At 65.2% G+C, this 21074-nt stretch carries 16 protein-coding genes; 4 read left to right on the top strand and 12 right to left on the bottom strand.

Annotated features, from left to right (window positions below; genetic code table 11):
- Window positions 1-31: 31 nt before the first annotated feature.
- The 4 genes from EPN59_RS01780 to glnA all read right to left on the bottom strand — a co-directional run bounded on the left by EPN59_RS01780 (window position 32) and on the right by glnA (window position 6621).
- Window positions 32-2122 carry a prolyl oligopeptidase family serine peptidase gene (locus EPN59_RS01780; RefSeq protein WP_293033966.1) on the bottom strand — a complete coding sequence of 697 codons (2091 nt, stop codon included), beginning with the start codon at window positions 2120-2122 and terminating at the stop codon, window positions 32-34.
- A gap of 109 nt (window positions 2123-2231) precedes the next feature.
- Window positions 2232-3785: a nitrogen regulation protein NR(I) gene (gene ntrC / locus EPN59_RS01785; protein ID WP_293033965.1), complete on the bottom strand. Its 1554-nt coding sequence runs from the start codon at window positions 3783-3785 to the stop codon at window positions 2232-2234.
- 37 nt (window positions 3786-3822) lie between these two features.
- On the bottom strand, window positions 3823-4965 hold the full coding sequence (glnL, locus tag EPN59_RS01790; RefSeq protein ID WP_293033964.1) for a nitrogen regulation protein NR(II): 1143 nt from the start codon (window positions 4963-4965) through the stop codon (window positions 3823-3825).
- 240 nt (window positions 4966-5205) lie between these two features.
- Entirely contained in the window at window positions 5206-6621 is a 1416-nt protein-coding gene (gene glnA, locus EPN59_RS01795) for a type I glutamate--ammonia ligase (RefSeq protein WP_293045392.1), read from the bottom strand.
- A gap of 500 nt (window positions 6622-7121) precedes the next feature.
- On the opposite strand from glnA, the gene EPN59_RS01800 reads away from it, so the two are divergent.
- Entirely contained in the window at window positions 7122-7586 is a 465-nt protein-coding gene (locus EPN59_RS01800) for a rhodanese-like domain-containing protein (protein ID WP_293043101.1), read from the top strand.
- A 31-nt stretch (window positions 7587-7617) separates the two neighbouring features.
- Here the strand turns inward: EPN59_RS01800 and EPN59_RS01805 are convergent, their stop codons facing one another.
- The 4 genes from EPN59_RS01805 to hrpA all read right to left on the bottom strand — a co-directional run bounded on the left by EPN59_RS01805 (window position 7618) and on the right by hrpA (window position 15346).
- Entirely contained in the window at window positions 7618-8451 is an 834-nt protein-coding gene (locus EPN59_RS01805) for a molybdopterin-binding protein (protein WP_293043103.1), read from the bottom strand.
- A 59-nt stretch (window positions 8452-8510) separates the two neighbouring features.
- Entirely contained in the window at window positions 8511-9332 is an 822-nt protein-coding gene (locus EPN59_RS01810) for an EI24 domain-containing protein (protein WP_293043105.1), read from the bottom strand.
- A gap of 118 nt (window positions 9333-9450) precedes the next feature.
- Entirely contained in the window at window positions 9451-10464 is a 1014-nt protein-coding gene (locus EPN59_RS01815) for a beta-propeller fold lactonase family protein (RefSeq protein WP_293043107.1), read from the bottom strand.
- A gap of 160 nt (window positions 10465-10624) precedes the next feature.
- A complete protein-coding gene (hrpA, locus tag EPN59_RS01820) occupies window positions 10625-15346 on the bottom strand; it encodes an ATP-dependent RNA helicase HrpA (RefSeq protein WP_293045395.1) in 4722 nt (1573 codons plus the stop codon).
- A 23-nt stretch (window positions 15347-15369) separates the two neighbouring features.
- On the opposite strand from hrpA, the gene argA reads away from it, so the two are divergent.
- Entirely contained in the window at window positions 15370-16749 is a 1380-nt protein-coding gene (gene argA / locus EPN59_RS01825) for an amino-acid N-acetyltransferase (RefSeq protein WP_293034264.1), read from the top strand.
- Window positions 16750-16812: 63 nt separating this feature from the next.
- Window positions 16813-17088, top strand: coding sequence for an oxidative damage protection protein (locus EPN59_RS01830; RefSeq protein ID WP_293034265.1), 276 nt, complete (start codon window positions 16813-16815; stop codon window positions 17086-17088).
- A gap of 117 nt (window positions 17089-17205) precedes the next feature.
- Here the strand turns inward: EPN59_RS01830 and EPN59_RS01835 are convergent, their stop codons facing one another.
- The 4 genes from EPN59_RS01835 to EPN59_RS01850 form a co-directional block, all read right to left on the bottom strand.
- The gene (locus EPN59_RS01835) at window positions 17206-17685 is read right to left on the bottom strand and encodes a metallophosphoesterase family protein (RefSeq protein ID WP_293034266.1); all 480 of its coding nucleotides are present in this window, start codon (window positions 17683-17685) and stop codon (window positions 17206-17208) included.
- Between the two features lie 112 nt (window positions 17686-17797).
- Window positions 17798-18172, bottom strand: a complete 375-nt coding sequence (locus tag EPN59_RS01840; protein WP_293034267.1) for a cupin domain-containing protein — start codon at window positions 18170-18172, stop codon at window positions 17798-17800.
- On the bottom strand, window positions 18169-19554 hold the full coding sequence (locus EPN59_RS01845) for an FAD-containing oxidoreductase (RefSeq protein ID WP_293034268.1): 1386 nt from the start codon (window positions 19552-19554) through the stop codon (window positions 18169-18171). The genes EPN59_RS01840 and EPN59_RS01845 overlap by 4 nt, the downstream gene beginning before the upstream one ends.
- 271 nt (window positions 19555-19825) lie before the next feature.
- The gene (locus EPN59_RS01850) at window positions 19826-20020 is read right to left on the bottom strand and encodes a hypothetical protein (protein ID WP_293034269.1); all 195 of its coding nucleotides are present in this window, start codon (window positions 20018-20020) and stop codon (window positions 19826-19828) included.
- A gap of 685 nt (window positions 20021-20705) precedes the next feature.
- On the opposite strand from EPN59_RS01850, the gene EPN59_RS01855 reads away from it, so the two are divergent.
- A complete protein-coding gene (locus EPN59_RS01855) occupies window positions 20706-20978 on the top strand; it encodes a hypothetical protein (protein ID WP_293034270.1) in 273 nt (90 codons plus the stop codon).
- Window positions 20979-21074 lie beyond the last annotated feature (96 nt).

Genomic DNA, 21074 nt, shown 5'->3' on the forward strand with positions numbered 1-21074 from the left:
GAGCAGCGAATCTGAGCGAAAAACGCACGCCTCACCACGCCCCGGCGAGCGTCTTCCACAGGAAGCGGAAAACGAGCGCGTCGTACTCGGCGCGCTCCAGCGCATCGCTGCCGGGTCCGTGGCCGCCTTCCGTGTTCTCCAGATACCAGACATTCGCGTGCCCCTGCGCCTGCATGCGCGCGACCATCTTGCGCGCGTGACCGGGATGCACGCGGTCGTCGCTGGTCGAGGTCGTAAAGAGCGACGGCGGATACGTCACGCCCGCCTGCACGCGCTGATACGGCGAATACGCGGCCAGCGCACGCGCTTCGACGTCGTCTTCGGGATCGCCATATTCGTCGATCCACGACGCGCCCGCGTGCAACAGCGGATAGCGCTGCATATCGAGCAGCGGCACTTCGCACACCACCGCGCCGAATAGCTCGGGCCGCTGCACCATGCACGCGGCGACGAGCAGGCCGCCGTTGCTGCCGCCCTTGATCCCGAGTTGCGCGGCAGTCGTGAAGCCCTCGGCAACGAGCTGCTGCGCGACCGCGATGAAATCGTCGAACGAACGCTGCCGATGCTCGCGCTGCGCGTGGACATGCCAGGCGCTGCCGTATTCGCCCCCGCCGCGAATATGCGCGACGACGGTAATCCCGCCCTGCTCCATCCAGCCGATCCCGGAACTCACGAGATACTGCGGCGTGAGCGCAATCGCGAAGCCGCCATAGCCGGTCAGCAGACACGGCGCGGGCTGGCGCGAATCGACGTCGATCGCCGCGCGCGGACCGATCACCGTAAACGGCACGCGCGTGCCGTCCGCCGACTGCGCATGCGAGCGGATCACGGCGAGCGGCGCGGCATCGAACTGCGTCGGCCAGCGGTCGATTAATTCCCATTCCTGAAGATCCGGCTTCGCGATATCGGCGAGCCAGTATTCGGGCGGTTGAAGGTAATCGTCGACATCGACGAACACTTCGTCGTCGAGCGTGTCTTCGACCGGCGCGACATCCACCTGCGCCGCCTGCAACCCCGCTCGCCCCGGAAACATGCGCGAGCGCCACGACCTCGCGCCATCGTCCGATGGCGGCTGCCACAGCATCGTGCAGCTTTGCACGTCGTCGAGCCAGGAGACCACGAGGTAGTGCTTCGTATTGGTCCAGTCGCACGCGGACGTAACCGGCGTCGGCGTGAACAGCGCCGTCATCGTGCGGTCGCCCGCAAGGAACGCATCCTCGCGGATCACGAGCAGCGCACCGCCCGGATGCGTGACGCCCGCGCAGGTCCAGTCGAGACGCGGCTCCAGCAGCAGCCAGCCTTGCCATGCGCCGACCGCGACATGCGTCGGCAAGTCGTACTGCTGCCATGCGCCGTGCGGGTCGAGCCAGTAGTTGTACGCGTCGAAGAAATCGACGTTGCGCACCACGTCATGACGCCGCTCGACGGGATCGTAATCGGCTTCGACGCCGATATCGTCGAATTCGCCGCGAAACACGACGGGCGCTTCGGCGAGCCGCGTGCCGCGCGTCCAGCGCCGCACTTCGCGCGGATAGCCCGAGCGCGTGAGCGTGCGGCGGCCGTTTTCCCAGCCCACGTAGACGGTGTCGCGATCGATCCACGAGATCGTGTGCTTGCCCGCCTTCGCGATCGTGAAGCCGCCTTCCACGAACGCGCGCCGCTCGATATCGAACTCGCGCACGATCACCGCATCGGCGCCGCCGTCCGAGAGCTGGATCAGCGCGCGGTCGCCGTCCGGATAGAGGATGTCGATGCCCGCGCAGACCCACGGCACGTCTTCGTCGCGTCCTAGCGCATCGAAGTCGATCAGCGTCTGCCACTGCGCCTTGCCCGCGCGCCAGTCGGCCCACGGCGCACGGCGCCACAGGCCCTTGGGATTCGTTTCGTCTTCCCACAGATCGTAGGCCCACTGTTGCCAGCGGCTCGGGATCACGGGACGCTCGCGCGGGAGATACGCCTCGCCAAGACGTTTTTGCAGCGCATCGAAACGCGCGCCGCCGTGCCATGCGGCACGCGTGCGCGCGTTCTGTTGCTCGACCCATGCGCTTGCGGCGGGGTCGTCGAGCGATTCGAGCGAAATAAAGGGATCGGCCTCGGCGGGCCAGGCGGAATTCACGGGCATGATCGATTGCTGGCAGGAAACAGCGTCGATTATGCCCTGAGCGCGCGACTGCACGTGAGCGCGACGGCGCGTATCGATCCGCATTTGACGCCGGATCGATACGCCCTTGTCACTCCAGATCGAGTTCCTGGATCTTGCGCGTGATGGTGTTGCGGCCGATGCCGAGGCGCTCGGCGGCCTCGACCTTGCGGCCGCGCGTGAAGTCGAGCGCCTCGCGGATCACGGCGGCCTCGAAGCGGCGCGAGAGCGCGTCCATGACGTCCGCGCTGTTCTCGCGCAGCAGCCGCGCGACTTCGGTGCGCAAGCCGGCTTCCCAGACGGCCGCCGCCGCAGACGCCGCAACGCCTCCGGCAAGGCCGCCCGCAGTGCCACCAGCGCCACCGATAGCGGTCCCGCCCGGCACGCCGGCAAGCGCTGCCGCGCCGGCGAGCGACGTGGTACCCGATGCCGCCGCGTGCATGGCCTCGCCGTTCACGGTCACGGCAGCCGCGTCAACGGTCGCGCCATGCGCGGGCACGAGATCCGGCGGCAGGTCCTTCAACTCGATCGTCTGCGCGGGCGCCATCACCGTCAGCCAGTTCGCGAGATTTTCCAGTTGGCGCACGTTGCCCGGGAAAGGCAGCGAAGACAGATACGCAAGCGCCTGGTCGGACACGCGCTTGGGCTCGACGCCCAGCTCGCGCGCGCTCTTTTGCAGGAAGTGGCGCGTGAGCAGCGGGATGTCTTCGCTGCGCTCGCGCAGCGCGGGCAGCCGCAGACGGATCACGTTGAGGCGGTGATACAGGTCCTCGCGGAACAGGCCCTGGCGCACGCGCGTTTCGAGGTTCTGATGCGTCGCCGCGATCACGCGCACGTTCGCGCGCAGCGGATTGTGCCCGCCCACGCGATAGAACTGCCCATCCGAGAGCACGCGCAACAGACGCGTCTGCAGATCGAACGGCATGTCGCCGATTTCGTCGAGGAACAACGTGCCGTTCTCGGCCTGCTCGAAGCGGCCCTGGCGCATCGACTGCGCGCCCGTGAACGCGCCGCGCTCGTGGCCGAACAGTTCGGATTCGAGCAGATCCTTCGGAATGGCGGCGGTGTTGAGCGCAATGAACGGACCGTCCGCGCGCGGGCTATGGCGGTGCAGCGCACGGGCCACCAGCTCCTTTCCGGTGCCCGACTCACCCGTGATGAGCACGGTCGCCGCCGAGTGCGAGAGCCGTCCGATGGCGCGGAACATGTCCTGCATCGCGCTGGCCTGGCCGAGCATCTCGGGCGCTTCGGCCGGACGTTCGTCCTGCGGATGCTCGCCGCGCATGCTCTCGTCCACGGCGCGGCGGATCAGTTCCACCGCACGGTCGATGTCGAAGGGCTTGGCCAGATATTCGAACGCGCCGCCCTGGAACGCACCCACGGCGCTGTCGAGGTCGGAAAACGCGGTCATGATGATGACGGGCAGCCCCGGCAGGCGCTCGCGCACCGTCTGCAGCAACTCGAGCCCCGAGCCGCCCGGCATCCGGATATCGGATACGAGCACCTGCGGGCTGTCGTTGTCGAGCGCGCTCACGGCCTCGCGCACGTTCGAAAAGCTGCGGGTCGCGAGATTCTCGCGGGCCAGTGCCTTTTCCAGCACCCAGCGGATCGACTGGTCGTCGTCTACTATCCAGATCGGCTTCATGAGGTCGGTTAGAAGTCCTGTTGACGTGCGGGCAATGTCAGTAGTCGAGCGGCAGCAAAATCTGGAACTCGGTGTGCCCCGGGCGGCTTTCCACCTCGATCAGCCCGTCGTGCTGCTGCACGAAATTCTGCGCGAGCGTGAGACCGAGGCCGCTGCCGTCCTCGCGCCCCGAAACGAGCGGATAGAAGATGCGGTCGCGGATGTCTTCGGGAATGCCCGGTCCGTTGTCGGTGATATGCAAGTCCAGTGCCAGCTTGCACAGGCGCTTGGAAATCGTGACCTTGCGCGCGACGCGCGTGCGGATCTCGATGCGCGCATCGCCCTGCGAGATGCGTTCGCGCAGCGCCTGCGCCGCGTTGCGCACGATGTTGAGCAACGCCTGAATCAGCTGCTCCTTGTCGCCGCGCAGATCGGGCACGCTCACGTCGTAATCGCGCTCGATCGTGAGGCCGCGCGGAAACTCCGCGAGGATCAGCGCGCGCACGCGCTCGCACACCTCGTGGATGTTCACGTCGCCGACGATATGCGGATGCCGGTGCGGTTCGAGCAATCTGTCGACGAGCGTTTGCAGCCGGTCCGATTCCTTGATGATGACCTGCGTGTATTCGCGCAGTTCGTCGCGATGCAGCACGCCCAGTTCGAACTCGAGCAGTTGCGCCGCGCCGCGAATGCCGCCGAGCGGATTCTTGATCTCGTGCGCGAGATTGCGGATCAGATGCTTGTTGACGGCCGTGAGGTCGTGAATGCGCTCCTCGCGGTCGCTCTTCAGGTGCCGTTCGATCTCGAACAATTCGAGCACCACGTAATCGGGCGCGCTTTCGAGAAAGCCGACGATCGCGTGCACGTGCAGCGGCTCGCGGCCCGGGCGTTCGAGCATCGCGTCGAGGCGCGTCGCGTGAAAGCGGTGCTCGGCAATCGCGGTGATCGTCGAGATCAGTTCGTCGGCGTTCGAAAACAGATCGGGCCAGGCCATCTGCGCCAGCTGACGGCGCGAGAGGTCGAGCATCGCCTCGGCGGAAGGATTCGCGAACGCCACGCGCAGCGTGCGTTTTTCGAGCACGAGCACGACCGTCGGCAGCGCCTCGAAGCCGGGCAAAAAACCCGAGTCGACGAGTTGCGCGTCGTCCGAAAGCGATTCCGCGTGGCCCTTCCTGGCCTTGATCAGATTCTTGAGCACCATGTGGCTGGCCGGGCGCCTTGAGGCGCTCCGGCAATGTCTTTGTCGTTTTGACCCGGCGCGCGAGCGCGCAGGGCCTCGGCGCAATAGCTCAATAAGCCGCGCAACGAAAAAGGGACGGCGACGCCGTCCCTTCGTGATTGATCGCGGCTATCGCGCGCATCTAGCGAGCGCTTCAGAGCACTACGCGGAGCACTTCAAAGCGCTTCGCCGCGTCGTCGCGAGCGAAGCGCCGTCGCCGAATTACAGCGAGTAGTACAGCTCGAACTCGACCGGGTGCGTGGTCATGCGCACGCGTTGCAGTTCGCTTTCCTTCAGATCGAGGTACGCGTCGATCATGCCGTCGGTGAACACGCCACCGCGCGTCAGGAATTCGCGATCCTTGTCGAGCGCTTCGAGTGCCTGGTCGAGGCCCGCGCAGACGGTCGGGATCTTTGCATCCTCTTCCGGCGGCAGGTCGTACAGGTTCTTGTCGGCGGCTTCGCCCGGGTGGATCTTGTTCTGCACGCCGTCGAGACCCGCCATCATCAGCGCCGAGAAGCACAGGTACGGATTGGCCATCGGGTCCGGGAAGCGCGTTTCGATACGGCGGCCCTTCGGGTTGCTGACGTGCGGAATGCGGATCGACGCCGAACGGTTGCGCGCCGAGTAAGCGAGCTTGACCGGGGCTTCGAAGTGCGGCACGAGGCGCTTGTACGAGTTCGTCGTCGGGTTCGTGATCGCGTTCAGGGCGCGGGCGTGCTTGATGATGCCGCCGATGTAGAACAGCGCGAATTCCGAAAGGCCTGCGTAGCCGTTGCCCGCGAACAGGTTCTGGCCGTCCTTCCAGATCGACTGGTGAACGTGCATGCCCGAACCGTTGTCGCCGACGACCGGCTTCGGCATGAACGTCGCCGTCTTGCCGTACGTGTGCGCGACGTTGTGGATGATGTACTTCATCTGCTGCGTCCAGTCGGCGCGCTCGACGAGCGTCGAGAACTTCGTGCCGATTTCGTTCTGGCCCTGGCCCGCCACTTCGTGGTGGTGCACTTCGACCGGAATGCCGATCTGTTCGAGCAGCAGGCACATTTCCGAGCGGATGTCCTGGAACGTGTCGACCGGCGCGACCGGGAAGTAGCCGCCCTTCACGCCCGGACGGTGGCCCGTGTTGCCGCCTTCGAGTTCCTTGCCCGACGACCACGGCGCTTCATCCGAGCCGATCTTCACGAAGCAGCCCGACATGTCCACGTTCCACTGGACCGAGTCGAAAATGAAGAATTCGGGTTCCGGGCCGAAGAACGCCGTGTCGCCCAGACCCGTGCTCTTCAGGTACGCTTCGGCGCGCTTCGCGAGCGAGCGCGGATCGCGCTCGTAGCCCTTGCCGTCCGCCGGCTCGACCACGTCGCAGGTCATCACGAGCGTCGACTCTTCGTAGAACGGGTCGATAAACGCGGTGTTCGCGTCCGGCACGAGCAGCATGTCCGACGCCTCGATGCCCTTCCAGCCGGCAATCGACGAACCGTCAAACGCATGGCCGCTTTCGAACTTGTCTTCGTCGAAGTGCGAGACCGGCACCGAAACGTGCTGTTCCTTGCCGCGCGTATCGGTGAAACGGAAGTCGACAAACTTGACGTCTTCGTCCTTGACGAGTTGCATGACGTCGGCCACGGATTTACTCATAACCTTTTCTCCTGATTAACGATTTCGGCGTACTTGGCCGCCGTCCCAATACGTTTGATCCTGCTTGATCCCGCTTGATTCTGCTTGATTCCGAGCCTGACCCGCTTCTGCGGGCTGGCCCAGGCTGGCTGCGAATCGATCGCGACCGTTAAAGCAGCTTCCATGCCAGCCACGCGCCGCACACCCACGTACACGCCAGGCAGATGCGAATCCCTTCATCGACGCAAGCCTGACGGGAAAGTCCGACCGGCTGATGCCGTCGCGCGAAGCCGGTACAGCCGCCAGAAAAAAGCACCGCTTTCGTGCAATCCCAACATTGGCGCACCGAATGCTGCTCATTATGGTGCAAACCAGAATTTTTGCACCATTCGAATGCGCGAAGGGATGCGTCATGTGCGCCCGCCGGCCGCTTCGGCGCCGGGCTGGGGCGCGCCGCCCGGCGTAAATGCCGCGCGCTAGAATGATCTTCTGGTCCAGCAAGAAACAGGAGATCCGTTGCCATGACTACGCTCGAACAGTTGTACGCCCAGGCCGACAAGCGCCACATCGAAAATCAGCTGCCCTACGCGGGCGCGGTGGCGCCCGCCGAGGCATTCGAGCTGCTGCAGCTCGACCCGCGTGCGCGCCTCGTCGACGTGCGCACGCGTGCGGAACTCGACTGGGTAGGCCGCCCGTTGATCGGCGACGGGCAATACGCTCATGTCGAATGGACCCGCTACCCGGGCGGCGTACCCAACGCCGAATTCCTCGCCCAGTTGCGCGCTTGCGTCGAACCCGACACGCCGGTGCTGTTTCTGTGCCGCAGCGCCATGCGTTCGAAACTGGCGGCCATCGAAGCCGCGAAGGCCGGTTTCACCCAGGCCTACGATCTGCTGGAGGGTTTCGAAGGCGACAAGGACAGCCAGGGCCATCGCAAGACCGTGTCGGGCTGGTGCTTCCGCGGCCTGCCGTGGATCGGCGCCTGAACGCCGCACGGCCAATCGCACATTGCTCAGCTCAACTGCCGGCACGCGGCTCGCCACTGCCCGCCTCTGCCGGTTCCACGATATCTCCGCCGAGCAGATGCACGCCTTCACGCAACTTCACGAAGGCCGCCGCCACCGCTTCGGGCTCGCCCTTCACGCCCAGATCGATGTGCCGCCGCGCGTAGATGCCGCCGCGCTCGTCATCGCCGACACTCGGCAGGCTGAACACGCGCACGCCCGGGAAATCCTGTTCGATGTGCTCCATCAGCGGCGTCAGCGTCGATTCAGGCAGTTCGAACACCAGCAGCGACTTCTCCGCATGCGGCGTCTGGTGATGCAGGTGCGCGTATTTCGTGTCGAGCACCCATTCGATCATCGGCCAGGCCATCACAGGAAAGCCGGGTACGAAGTAGTGCTCGCGAATCGAAAAACCGGGGATCTTGTTGTAGCCGTTCGGAATGATCTCCGAACCCACGGGAAACGCGCCCATGTGGAAGCGGCGCTGGCTCTCCGGCGAGTCGAAATCGACCGGATCGCTGCCCTTGTGCGTGTCGGCGATGCGCTCGCTGATGGCCGTGCGCGCCTCCGGATGCAACGCGAGCGGCACGCCGAGCGCCGCTGCCGCGCACTGTCGCGTGTGGTCGTCGGGCGTCGCGCCGATGCCGCCCGTCGAAAACACGATGTCGCCCGACGCGAAGCTGCGCCGCAGCGTTGCCGTGATCCGCTGACGATCGTCGCCGACGTATTCGGCCCATTCGAGTGCGAGACCGCGCGCGCGGAGCAATTCGATGATTTTCGGCAGATGCTTGTCCTGGCGGCGGCCCGAGAGAATCTCGTCGCCGATGATGATGACGCCAAATGCCATGTGTCGCCTCGTTGTTGTAGTCGCTGGATGTGAAAAGTCAGTGCAGGGTCAGGGCACGATCAGGGCACAGCGGGCACGTTGTGCTGCGCCTCGGCGCGCATGCGCTGGAGCGCGCGCAGGCAGTAGTTGCCGAACCAGAGCGCCGTGAATACGAGAATGAATGCGTAGATCCAGATGGTCAGCGCGGCGACCGCCGGAAAGAGCACGACGAGCCACGCCGACGAAACCCAGATCGCCGTGGGCAGCGAGCCGAGCAGCCCGCTCACGATGCCGATCGCGAGCAGCGGCAGTCGATAGCGGCGCACCAGCGCCCGGCGCTCCTCGGCGCTCGCGTGCAGCGCGAGCGCGTCATAGGTCATCACGCGATACGTGAGCCAGCCCCACAGGAGCGGCGGAATCAGCGCGAAGAACGGCGGCACGAGCCACAACGGCAGCGTGACGATCATGAGCGCGATGCAGACGAGCGTGGTCCCCAGCGAGTACGCGAGACTGCCGTACCAGCTTCCGCCGCGCCGCATTTCGAGCGTCGCGTACTGCCGGGCCGACAGATAGCGGATCACGCGCGGCATCGAGAGCGCAACGATCAGCAGCAGCACGGTCACGACGATCAGCGGAATGGCGACGGCAATCACGACGAGCGGCGCGATCACGGCGCGCATCGCGCCGAAGCCGACCCAGTCGAACAGGTGATAGAGCGTGGCCGTGAAGCCCCAGCTTTGGAGCCAGATGCGCGCGGTGTCGATCAGCGGCTGCCAGAAGGCGTAAAGCAGGCCGCCCCACACGATGGCCGCCACGAGAAACGGCACGAACGTGAGCCACAGCATGACGGGGTGAAACGCGCTGGCAAGCGCGCGTCCGAACGAACGCATCAGATCATTCATGCGGGCGGAGAACGTCGGCGGGATGGGCGGAGAACATGGAATTCGTGGGCGCGATTGACTATAGCCCGAAGCATAAACCAGCACGCGCGCGACGGGTGAAGCGCGATGAAACCTCCGATCACGCGCCGTTCGGCGCCATGACGGGCGCGCGGTCGTAGAAGTAGATGCCGTGCGGCGAGCGGCCCACGGGAATCGTCTTGATGAGCTTTTTCGTGCGCATGTCGATGACGCCGACCTGCTTCGCGAAGCGGAACGTCACCCACAGATAGCGCTTGTCGGCCGAGAGTTCCATATCATCCGGCCCCGGCAGCAGATCGCCGATCTCGCCGGTTTTTTCGAGCGCGACTTCGTCGACGATGCTGATCGTGTTCGACACGCGGCTCGACACCAGCACATGGCGGCCGTCCGCGAGCGAGCGGAAATTGTGCGCGGCCTTGCCCACCGCGATCTGCTTGACGATTTTCTGGTTGCGCCAGTCGACGACGGCAACGTAGTCGGCGCCCGTCATGCCGACGAGCAGGTACTTGTCGCCCGGCGTGAGCCACAGGCCCGCGGGCGCCGCGCCGACCGCCATTTTCCACAGCACCTGTTGCGAAGGCAGATCCACGGCCGCGAGCTCGCCCGACGACTGGAGCGACACGAATACCGTGCGGCTGTCGCGGGTGAATGCGAGGTGGCTCGGCATGGCCGAGAGCGGCAGACGTTTCGCGACCGTGAATACAGCGCCGCCCGCGTAGTGATAGATGTCGAGCCGGTCGAGGCGCAGAGCGGTCGTGACGAACCACTTGCGGTCGGGCGAGAAACCGAGCTGATACGGATCTTCGACGTTCTCGACGAGCAGTTGCGGCTTGCCGGTTTGCGGATCCACGAACAGCAGGTTGTTCGAGACCGAATTCGCGACGATGAGCGAGCGGCTGTCCGGCGTCGGAAAGAGGTGATGCGGCTCCTTGCCGGTCGGCACGGTGCCCATGACCTGATGCGTCTGCGCATCGATCAGGCTGAGCGTGGCGTCGCCCGAATTGAGCACGATGATGTTGTTCGCCTGCGCGGCCGGCGAGACGAACGATGCGCAGACCAGTGCGCCCGCAGCGGCTAGACGGCCGGCGGCGCGGCGAAATTCGGAGTTACGCATGGGCATTCACGTGGCGGGAGGAGCGTGATTGTAGAACGGCCCGTTTGTCGCAGGATGGCCGCGCTGCGGCGAAACGCACCTTATGCGGCAAACCGTCGCGCGCCCGCGACACGGACGTTCTTCCCCCCATTGAACGCCCGCTCGGCGCACGCGCTCGCCCTCAGCGCTGCATCGATTCCCAGACCTTGTAGAGCCGCTTGACCGACACGGGCATCGGCGTGCGCAGCTCCTGCGCGAAGAGCGAAATGCGCAGTTCCTCCAGCAGCCAGCGGAACTCCGAAAGACGCGGATCGAACACGCCGCCGCGCTGCGACAGCGCACGCTGATACTGCTGCATGAGCGGCTGGAATTCGGCGAACTGGCGGGCGTCGCGCGCGGCGTCGGCGCGCAGCTTGTCGATGCGCAGCGCAATGCCCTTCAGATAGCGCGGAAAGTGCACAAGCTGCGCATAAGGCGTATCGACGATGAAGCGCTTGCCGGTCAGCGCATCGAGCTGCGCCTGCATGTCGGCGGCGGCCTGGCCGAATGCCTTGGCCTGCACGAGCTTCTTCGCCACGCTCGCGTATTCGGCAAGAATCTGGCCCACGAGCCGCGCAATCTCCTGCGCGAGCAGCGAGAGGCGTCCGCGGCCCTCGTCGCGGCGTGCGTGGAAAGCCGCGTCGTCAGCGGGAAGCGGATCCTGAAGGCAGGCACGGTCGAGTGCAAGTTCGATCAACTGATCGCGCAACTCTTCCTGCGTCGCGCGCGCCATGAAGTGCATCGCCATCTCGCGCAGTCCTGGCAGGTTCTTCTCCAGATAGCGGATCGGCTCGCGCAGCTGAAGCGCGAAAAGACGTCTCAAGCCCGCGCGATGGATGCGCGCCGCTTCCTCGGGCGAATCGAACACTTCCACGTCGCAATGCGTGCCGCGATCCACGAGCGCCGGATAGCCGAACAGCGTCTGTCCGCCACGGCGGATTTCCAGCAGTTCAGGCAGCTTGCCGAAATTCCAGGTCGTGAGATTCTCGTAGAGCGCCGTGGCCGTGGTTGTGGCCACCGTTTCTGCCGCATCGGAGGGCGCGCCCGTGCGCGGCGCCGCGCCCGGCTGCGCGCGTTGCTCGGGCACGCTCTCGCCTGCCTGCGCGACCTGGGCCGTTGCGCTCGCAGCCAGTTTCTGAAACTGCTGCTGTGCCTGCGCGCCCAGTTCGGCGCGCAGTTGCGCGAGATTGCGGCCCATCGCAAGCTGGCGCCCGTGCTCGTCGATCACCTTGAAGTTCATGAACAGGTGCGCGGGCAACGTTTCCAGCTTGAAGTCCGCCAGCTTCAGCGCGATCTGCTTCTGCTCGCGCACATCCTCGATCAGCGCTTCCAGCAGACCGCGTGCGCCAAAGCGCTCGCCCGACACGCGCTCGGCGAAACCCGCCGCGTAGTCGGGCAGCGGCACGCAATGGCGGCGCAATTTCTGCGGCAGCGACTTCAGCAGCAGTTGCGCCTTCTCCTTGAGCATGCCCTGCACGAGCCACTCGCAACGCCGCGCATCGACCTGATTGAGCGCGTAGAGCGGCACCACGAGCGTTACGCCGTCGCGCGGCGAGCCCGGCTCGAAGTGATACGTGAGCGCCATCGCGACGCCCGACATCGTCATGCGCTTCGGAAACAGATCGGTCGTGACGCCGGCCGCCTCGTGGCGCATGAGGTCGTCGCGCGAGAGATACAGCAGGCGCTGCTTGTCTTCGGGCTGGCCGCTTTTTTTGACTTCATCGCGATACCAGCGCTCGAACGATGCGCCCGAATAGATGCCCTCGGGAATCGCCTGATCGTAGAAGCCGTAGATCAGTTCGTCGTCCACCAGCACGTCCTGGCGGCGCGACTTGTGCTCGAGCTGCTCGATATCGGCCAGCAGCTTGCGGTTGTGCGCAAAGAACGCGAGCTTCGTGTCGAACTCGCCTTCCACGAGCGCGCCGCGAATAAAGAGTTCGCGCGCGCGGGCCGGGTCCTGCCTGCCGAACGCCACGCGACGGCGCTGATACACGGGCAGGCCGTAAAGCACGCCGCGCTCATAGGCGCTCACCTGGGCCGCACGTTTTTCCCAGTGCGGCTCGGAAAGCGATTTTTTCAGCAGATGCGCGCCGACCTTTTCGAGCCACTCGGGCTCGATCTTCGCGATACAGCGCGCGTAGAGGCGGCTCGTTTCGACGAGTTCGGCGGCGACCACCCAGCGCCCCGCCTTCTTCACGAGCGCCGAGCCTGGCCACAGATGGAACTTGATGCCGCGCGCGCCGAGAAAATGCGGCTCGTCGTCGGCTTTCAGGCCGATATTGCCGAGCAGGCCCGTCAGCAGCGCGTGGTGAATCTGCTCGTACGTCGCCACCGATTCGTTGATCCGCCAGCCGTGCTCGCGCACGACCGTCAGCAGTTGCGAGTGAACGTCGCGCCACTCGCGCAGCCGCAAATGCGAGAGGAAGTTCGCACGGCACGAATCGATCAGTTGCCGGTTCGACTTCTTGTGCGCGACGGCCTCCTCGAACCAGGCCCAGATCTTGAGCCACTGCAGGAATTCGGAGCGCTCGTCGGCGAAACGGCGGTGCGCCTGGTCGGCCTGCTCCTGCGCTTCGATCGGCCGGTCGCGCGGATCCTGCACCGATAGCGCGCTCGCGATGATGAGCACTTCGCGCAGCGACTGCTCGTCGCGCGCGCCGAGAATCATGCGGCCCACGCGCGGATCGAGCGGCAGACGCGCGAGTTCGCGCCCGAGCGGCGTCAGCGCGTTGTCGTCGTCGACGGCGCCGAGTTCGCCCAGCAGTTGATAGCCATCCGCAATCGCGCGGCCCGGCGGCGGTTCGATGAACGGAAATGTTTCGATCGCCGTGAGATGCAGCGATTTCATGCGCAGAATCACCGCCGCGAGCGACGAACGCAAAATTTCCGGATCGGAAAATTTTGGGCGCGAAAGGAAATCCTGCTCTTCGTACAGGCGGATGCAGATACCGTCCGCGACGCGGCCGCAGCGGCCCGCGCGCTGGTTCGCGGCCGCCTGCGCAATCGATTCGATCTGAAGCTGCTCGACCTTGTTGCGGTACGAGTAGCGTTTCACGCGCGCAAGGCCCGTATCGACCACATAACGGATGCCCGGCACCGTGAGCGACGTTTCCGCGACGTTGGTGGCGAGCACGATGCGGCGCGCGTTCGACGGCTTGAATACGCGCTCCTGCTCCTGGGCCGAAAGCCGCGCGAAAAGCGGCAGGATTTCCGTGTGCGGCGGATGATGCTTGCGCAGCGCCTCGGCGGCGTCGCGAATTTCGCGCTCGCCCGGCAGGAACACGAGCACGTCGCCCGAGCCTTCGCGGCACAGTTCGTCGACGGCGTCGACGATCGCATCCATCAGATCGCGGTCGCGCGCCGACTCGCGCTGCGGCTTGCCTTTTTCGCGCCCCGTCGTGCCCTGGGCGGCCTTCACCGCCGGGCTGTCCTCGACCACCGGCCGGTAGCGCACCTCGACCGGATACAGCCGCCCGCTCACCTCGATCACGGGCGCGGGCGTCTCCTCGCCGCCGAAATGGCGTGCAAAACGGTCGGCATCGATGGTCGCCGAAGTCACGATGAGCTTCAGGTCCGGCCTGCGCGGCAAGATCTCTTTCAGATAGCCGAGCAGGAAGTCGATGTTGAGACTGCGCTCGTGCGCCTCGTCGATGATGATCGTGTCGTAGGCCTTGAGCAGCGGATCGGTCTGCGTCTCCGCGAGCAGGATGCCGTCGGTCATCAGCTTGACCGACGCGCCCGCCGAGAGGTTGTCCGTGAAGCGCACCTTGTAGCCCACCACCTCGCCGAACGGCGTGGCGAGTTCGTCGGCGATCCGGCGCGCCGTGGCCGACGCCGCGATCCGGCGCGGCTGCGTGTGGCCGATGAGCCCCGTGCCGCCCGCGCCCAGGCCGCGCCCGAGCGCCAGCGCGATCTTCGGCAACTGCGTGGTCTTGCCCGAGCCGGTCTCGCCGCTCACGATCACGACCTGGTTTTCGGCGATGGCGCGCGCGATTTCCTCGCGGCGGCCGCTGACCGGCAGCGCTTCGGGGAATGTGATCGGCGGAACGGGATTCGGCTCGACGACGCGGCGTGCGGGGTGCGCTGTGCGTTCTTTGTGTTCTTTGCTTTCCTTGCGTTCGCCGTTTGCCGCGGACGCAGGCGTGAGCACGCCCGCCTGTGGCTGTGCTTCGCGCGAGACGCGCGCTTCGGCCGGTTTGGACGCGCGCGGCGCCGTGGCCTGCGGCGGGCGAGGTCTGGCGTCGCGCGATCCTGGCGAAGACGCGCGCGGCGCGGCTGGACGGTCGCCCGACGGCTTCGGCGGCTGCGCGTCGCGCCGCTCGGTGTGCGCTCCGCGTGCTGGCGACGGATTGTCGTTACGCGGCTTCGCGGATTGCTCGCGACGCGGTTTATGTTGCTGCGGCTGCGATTGTTGCTGCGGCTGCGGTTGTGACTGGGATTTCGCCTGTGCATCGGCCTGTTGCCCCGCCTGCCGCTCGCGCGGGTGCGCCGGTTGCTCGCGCTCGCTCCCGAATTTCGCCTGGGACTTCGCTTTCGGCTGCGCTTGCGGCTGCGCTTTCGGCTGCATTTGGCGCTGCATTTCAGGCTGCTTTTCGCCCTTCGTGAACTGCTTTTCGCGCTCCACAGGTTGCGGCTGCGGCTCCGGCTGAGCGAGCGGTTTATCCGCGCGCTTTTGCTGGTTGCGCGCGCCGCCAGGCGGTCCGCCACGCACGAGTTCCGCGAGCCGTTGCGCCGACGCGGGCTTCGGCGCCTCGGCATAGCGCTGCGCACCGCGTTTTTCGTGCGCACCATCGCGCGCCGCGCCGGTCTCGTCGCGGCTGTTGCTGCCCTGCCCGCCGACAGGTCTTTTGGGTACATTCGACATGGGGGCGCATTATAATCCCGGGCATGAATTCCCAAACCGACCTCGTCCCCGCGCCCGCAGGCTCGCCGGCTTCCTCCGGCGCCGCGGAGTCCGTCTCGCAGCACGCGCAGTTCGTCGACTGGATGCGATCGGTCGCACCCTACATTCACGCGTTCCATAACAAGACGTTCGTCGTCGGTTTTGGCGGCGAGGTCGTGCACCAGAATCTGCTCAACGCGCTCGTCGCCGACATCGCGCTGCTGCAGGCCATGGGCATCCAGATCGTGCTCGTGCACGGCTCGCGCCCGCAGGTCGAGGAGCAGATGAGCCTGCACGGCGTCGAATCGGAGTTCTCGCACGGCATGCGCATTACCGATGCGCGGGCGCTCGAATCGGCGAAGGAAGCTGCGGGCGAAGTGCGTCTCGACATCGAGGCCGCGATCAGCCAGGGTCTGCCGAACACGCCGATGGCGCACGCGCACATCAGCGTCGTCTCGGGCAACTTCGTGACGGCGCGGCCCGTGGGCATTCTCGACGGGGTCGACTTCCAGCACACGGGTCTCGTGCGCAAGATCGACGCCGACTCGATCAGACATTCGCTGGCTAGCCGCAAGCTCGTGCTGCTCTCGCCGCTCGGCTTCTCGCCGACCGGCGAGGCGTTCAATCTGTCGATGGAAGACGTTGCCTCGGCTGCGGCCATCGGACTGCGCGCCGACAAGATTATTTTCCTCACGGAAACACCGGGCCTCATCGACGCGGAAGGCGAGCTGATCCGCGAATTGTCGCTCGACGACGCCTACAAGCTGCACGAAAGCGGCACCGTGCTCGGCGACGCGGCCTTCTATCTGAAGCACTCGATTCGCGCGTGCCGCGGCGGCGTCGGCCGTGCGCACATCATTCCGTACGCGCTCGACGGCAGTGTCCTGCTCGAACTGTTCCTGCACGACGGCGTGGGCACCATGATCTCGTACGAGAACCTGGAGAGCCTGCGCGAAGCGACGCCGGACGACGTCGGCGGCATTCTCACGCTGATCGAGCCGCTCGAAATGGACGGCACCCTCGTACGGCGCGGGCGTCACCAGATCGAGCGCGACATCGACCACTTCTCCGTGATCGAGCACGACGGCGTGCTGTTCGGCTGCGCGGCGCTGTATGCCTACCCGCAGGAGCGCATCGGCGAGATGGCGTGCCTGACCGTATCGCCCGAAGCGCAAGGCGTGGGCGACGGCGAGCGCCTCTTGCGCCGCATCGAGCAGCGGGCGCGGGCGCGCGGCCTCACACGCATCTTCGTGCTGACGACGCGCACCGAACACTGGTTCCTCAAACGCGGTTTCGTAAAGGCAACGGTCGACGATCTGCCCGAAGATCGCCGCCGGCTCTACAACTGGCAGCGCAAGTCGCTCGTGCTGATGAAACAGCTTTGAGCGTCCCCATCCACCGATGAAGCGCGACACCCCCCACACATACGACAACAGGAGTAGCAAAGCATGGCCCGTATGATCCAATGCGCAAAGCTCGGCAAGGAAGCCGAGGGTCTCGACTTTCCGCCGCTGCCCGGCGAACTTGGCAAGCGCATCTATGAGAGCGTTTCGAAGGAAGCCTGGCAGATGTGGCTCAAGCACCAGACCATGCTGATCAACGAAAACCGCCTGAACATGGCCGACCCGCGCGCGCGTCAATACCTGATCAAGCAGACGGAGAAGTTCTTCTTCGGCGACGGCGCCGACCAGGCAGCGGGCTACGTGCCGCCGACCGAAGGCTGATCCGCGCCTCGGCCTCGCCCAATCGCGACAAGTCGCCTACCGGCATGAAGAAATCCGCGCCCCGAGCGCGGATTTTATTTGTGCACGCTGATTGCACGGGTTTGCGGCGGTAGCGCGTTACGCGACCAACTGTGCATGCTCGACGCTCAGTTCGCCCGATTTTCCGATAGTCAACATCGCAGCCGTAACGGGCAGCCTGAAACGGCGTGGCCCCGCGCTGCCCGGATTCACATAGAGCACGCCATCGCGAGCCTCCAGCGAAGGCTTGTGCGAATGACCGCTCACGACCACCGCAATGCCGCGGCTCGCGGGGTCGTCGCGCAGATCAGGTAATTCGTGCACGACCGCGATCTTCACGCCGCCGATTTCCAGCACCGTTTGCACCGGAAGCGCTTCAGCCCATGCTCCGCGATCGTTGTTGCCGCGTACTGCGGTCAGCGGCGCAATCACGGCGAGTGCCGCAAGCACGGACGAATCGCAAATGTCCCCCGCGTGAACGATCGCGTCACAGCCGGCAAGAAAACGCAGCAGTTCGGGCCGCACCAGATTGTGCGTATCGGAAACCAGGGCAACGCGAAACGGGTTTGGTACAGGCATGAGTTGCGCAAGCGCGGTCTGGCACGCGAAGGGCGTGCAAATAGGGTTCAGGCGCGATTATCGTCGATGGTGTTCAGCGCCTGGGTAAGATCGGAAACCCGCAGCCCCGGTTTCAGGCCTCACTCTCCGCCTCGCCCTCATCCGCACTGAAGTAAACGGTGAGCCAGACAGTCGGCGCCGTCTCGTCGGTCCACGCCACGCGATGCCGGCAATGCGCCGGAATGTACACGTAGTCGCCCGGCAGCAACTGCCGCCGCACGGGCATGTCGGCTTCGAATTGCAGGGCTGCGGCGCCCGTCAGCACCACCACCCATTCGTCGCGCGGATCGTCGTACCAGAATCCATCCGGGCTCGTCTGTCCTGTCGATATGATCCGTTCGATCATCAAACCGCGCTGCGTCACGAGCCGGTCGATGCGCTCGCTCGTCGCCTCGTGTTCGATGCCCACGAACAGGTTGCCGGACGCACCCGGCGAGATCGCGCTCATTTCAGTGGCCTCAGTCCGTCGAGCAGCGTCGGCACCAGCTCGCTCACGGTCGGGTGAATATGCATCGCAAACTGCAGCGTCGTATACGGCGCATCGGCAGTCATGATGTCGATGAACGTGTGGATCGCTTCGTCGCCCTCGATGCCGAAGATCGACGCGCTCAGTATGCGCTTCGTCTGCGCATCCACCAGCGCCTTCATGAAACCATCCGTCTCGCCACGCTCGCGGGCGCGGCCCACGCGCGACATCGGCATGGTCGAAACCAGCGCAGGCCGCCCGCTTTCGCGCACTGCGCGTTCGCTCATGCCTACGCGCGCGAGCGGTGGATCGACGAACACCGCATAGGCCGGGATACGCGCGTCGGCGCTGCGATTGCCGTCATCGAGCAGATTGGCCGCGATGATCTGGTAGTCGTCGTACGAGCTATGTGTAAACGCGCCACGCCCGTTCACGTCGCCAAGCGCCCAGACGCCTTCGACCTTCGTGCGCAACTGCCCGTCGACTGGGATGATGCCGTGCGCGTCGCGTGCGATGCCCGCCGCTTCCAGCCCCAGATCATCCGTGTTCGGGATGCGTCCCGTCGCGAACAGCAGGTGCGAGACGTCGAGCACCGCATCGTCGAGGGCAATGCGTGTGCCGCCGTCGCCGAGCGGCTCGACGGCGCGCGGGGCCGTTCCGAAACGAAACTCGACACCCTCGCGCGCCATCACCTCCTGTACCGCAAGGGCGACATCTTCGTCTTCGCGCGCGAGCACGCGCGCACCGCGCACGAGCACCGTGACGCGGCTGCCGAAACGCCGGAAGATCTGCGCGAATTCGAGCGCGATATAGCTGCCGCCGACTATAGCCAGATGCGACGGCAGCGTATCGAGCGCAAGGATCGAGGAGTTGGTTTCGTATCGGATACGTTCGAGGCCGGGAATCGACGGCACCGAGGCGCGCGTGCCGGTATTGAGGAAAATTTCCGGGGCATCGAGTGCGAGCGCCTCCCCTCCGGCTGCCTCGACGCTCACCGCATGCGGCCCCGTGAAGCGCGCGTGTCCCTGAAACACCGTGACGTTGGGCGTCGCACGCAGCCAGCGCTCGACGCTGTCGCGTGAAGCGCCGATGATGCGGTCCTTGCGCGCCTTCACGAAAGCAAGATCGACACGCACATCGCCGTCCACCTGCACGCCAAAGTCCGCTGCATGGCGTGCGACATGCGCGGCGCGCGCGCAGGCGACATAAGCCTTGGTCGGCGTACATCCGACGTTCACACAGGTGCCGCCGAACGCAGCGCGCTCGACCACCGCGGTCTTGCGGCCGCTCTTGCCGAGGCGCACGGCAAGCGCAGGCCCGCTCTGCCCCGTGCCGATCACGATTGCGTCGAAATGTTGTGACATGCCGCCTCTCCTTCGTGAGTTTGCGTGAACGCAGTGCCCTGACCGCAGTGCCCTAACGATTCGCGGCATCTTACGCCTGTCGTTCTAACGACGACGCCCGCGCGCACGTGCGCCGCCAGGCGATATCGAATGACATTTTTCCCGTAAGGAAATCAGCAACAAAAGAGCCGCCCCGCAGCGCGGGACGGCTCGCGGACTCACGCTACGACACTAAACAAGCAGTGCCGGCGCGAGTCAGGGGATCAGGGTTTCGTACCGGCAATCCGGGGCTTCAGTGAACGCACTCGCCATGCGCAGCGCACAACAGTTCGCGCGAACGTTGCAGCGCGGCACGCGCACTGCGCGTGGCGACGATCAGTCCGACCTGGCTCAGATTGAAGTCGGTCGAAACCATCATCTGCATCAGGTCCACCATGGGTAAAACCAGTGCAGGTTGAAATAGCTGGCGTTCGATAAAGGATTTCATGATGGCTCCCGCTTCGCCATCGCCTCCTGCGGGATGCCATGGCGTTTCCATATGTGTGCCATTCTAGAAACCCGTCATTCCCCGATAAATGGGCCGTATACGAAGTCACTTATCGCGCAAGACGAACAATCGACGCAGAACAGCCGCACGAAGCCGGCTGCGCAACATTTTCCCGAACCAGATTCCCTTTCGCACGCAGCACCCGCTGCACCGCATCACCACAAAACACGTCAATTCGTGCGATGAATTCCTGAGTCGTATGAGCAGCAACGGGAAACTGAATCTGGCAGCGCGCATTCGACGTCCGCGTCGTGATCGGCTTCGCACGGCTTCTCGCGAACTGCACCGTGACACAAGTGCAGGCTCACATAAGCGGCTCGCACAAGGCGTCCCGGACCTCGGCGTGCGCAGCCACTGCGAGCGCTTCCGTTCGTCCTACCTGGTTTCCAGGTCGGCGCCAGATCGGCAACCGTGTCGCCCACAACCAGTCTGCCGCGCTGTCCCGGTTGCAAACGCAACCGTTATCGCCCGGCTGGTGCCGTTCGGCGCGTGAATGTGCTGGCTGATTGACACACAGTCGTTGCAACGCGGCGCAGCATCGTGCGGCGCATCGCGTCATCCCGATTATTTTGGGTTGCAATCACTACTATGACGCGGCGACAATGCACCGGTATCTGGAGGATCTATGAGAGGACTCGTCCTGCTAGCCGGAGTCAGCGTGCTGGCAGCGTGCACATCGGTAACCGATGTGCACTCGCAACAAGATGGGCATTTGATCGTGACGAGCCGCGCACGCTGGAACATCGTGTCCTGGAATCGCGTGCGCAACGCCGGTATCGGCGAGGCACAGGCCTACTGCAAAAAATTCAGGAAGGAAATGCACACCGTCGAAATGCACACCGAGGGGCTGCGCGACGTAACGGCGCAATCAGTTGTATTGATCTTCGACTGCATCTGAGCCGGTACGTCCACTGCCTGGCGCTGCGGGCCACCACGTTGAGCTGGCCGGGCATGCCATCCGATCCGCAACCATTTCCAATTGCGACGTCATTCT

Origin of the sequence: Paraburkholderia sp., assembly GCF_004298475.1 — a bacterium.
Lineage (GTDB): Bacteria > Pseudomonadota > Gammaproteobacteria > Burkholderiales > Burkholderiaceae > Paraburkholderia > Paraburkholderia denitrificans.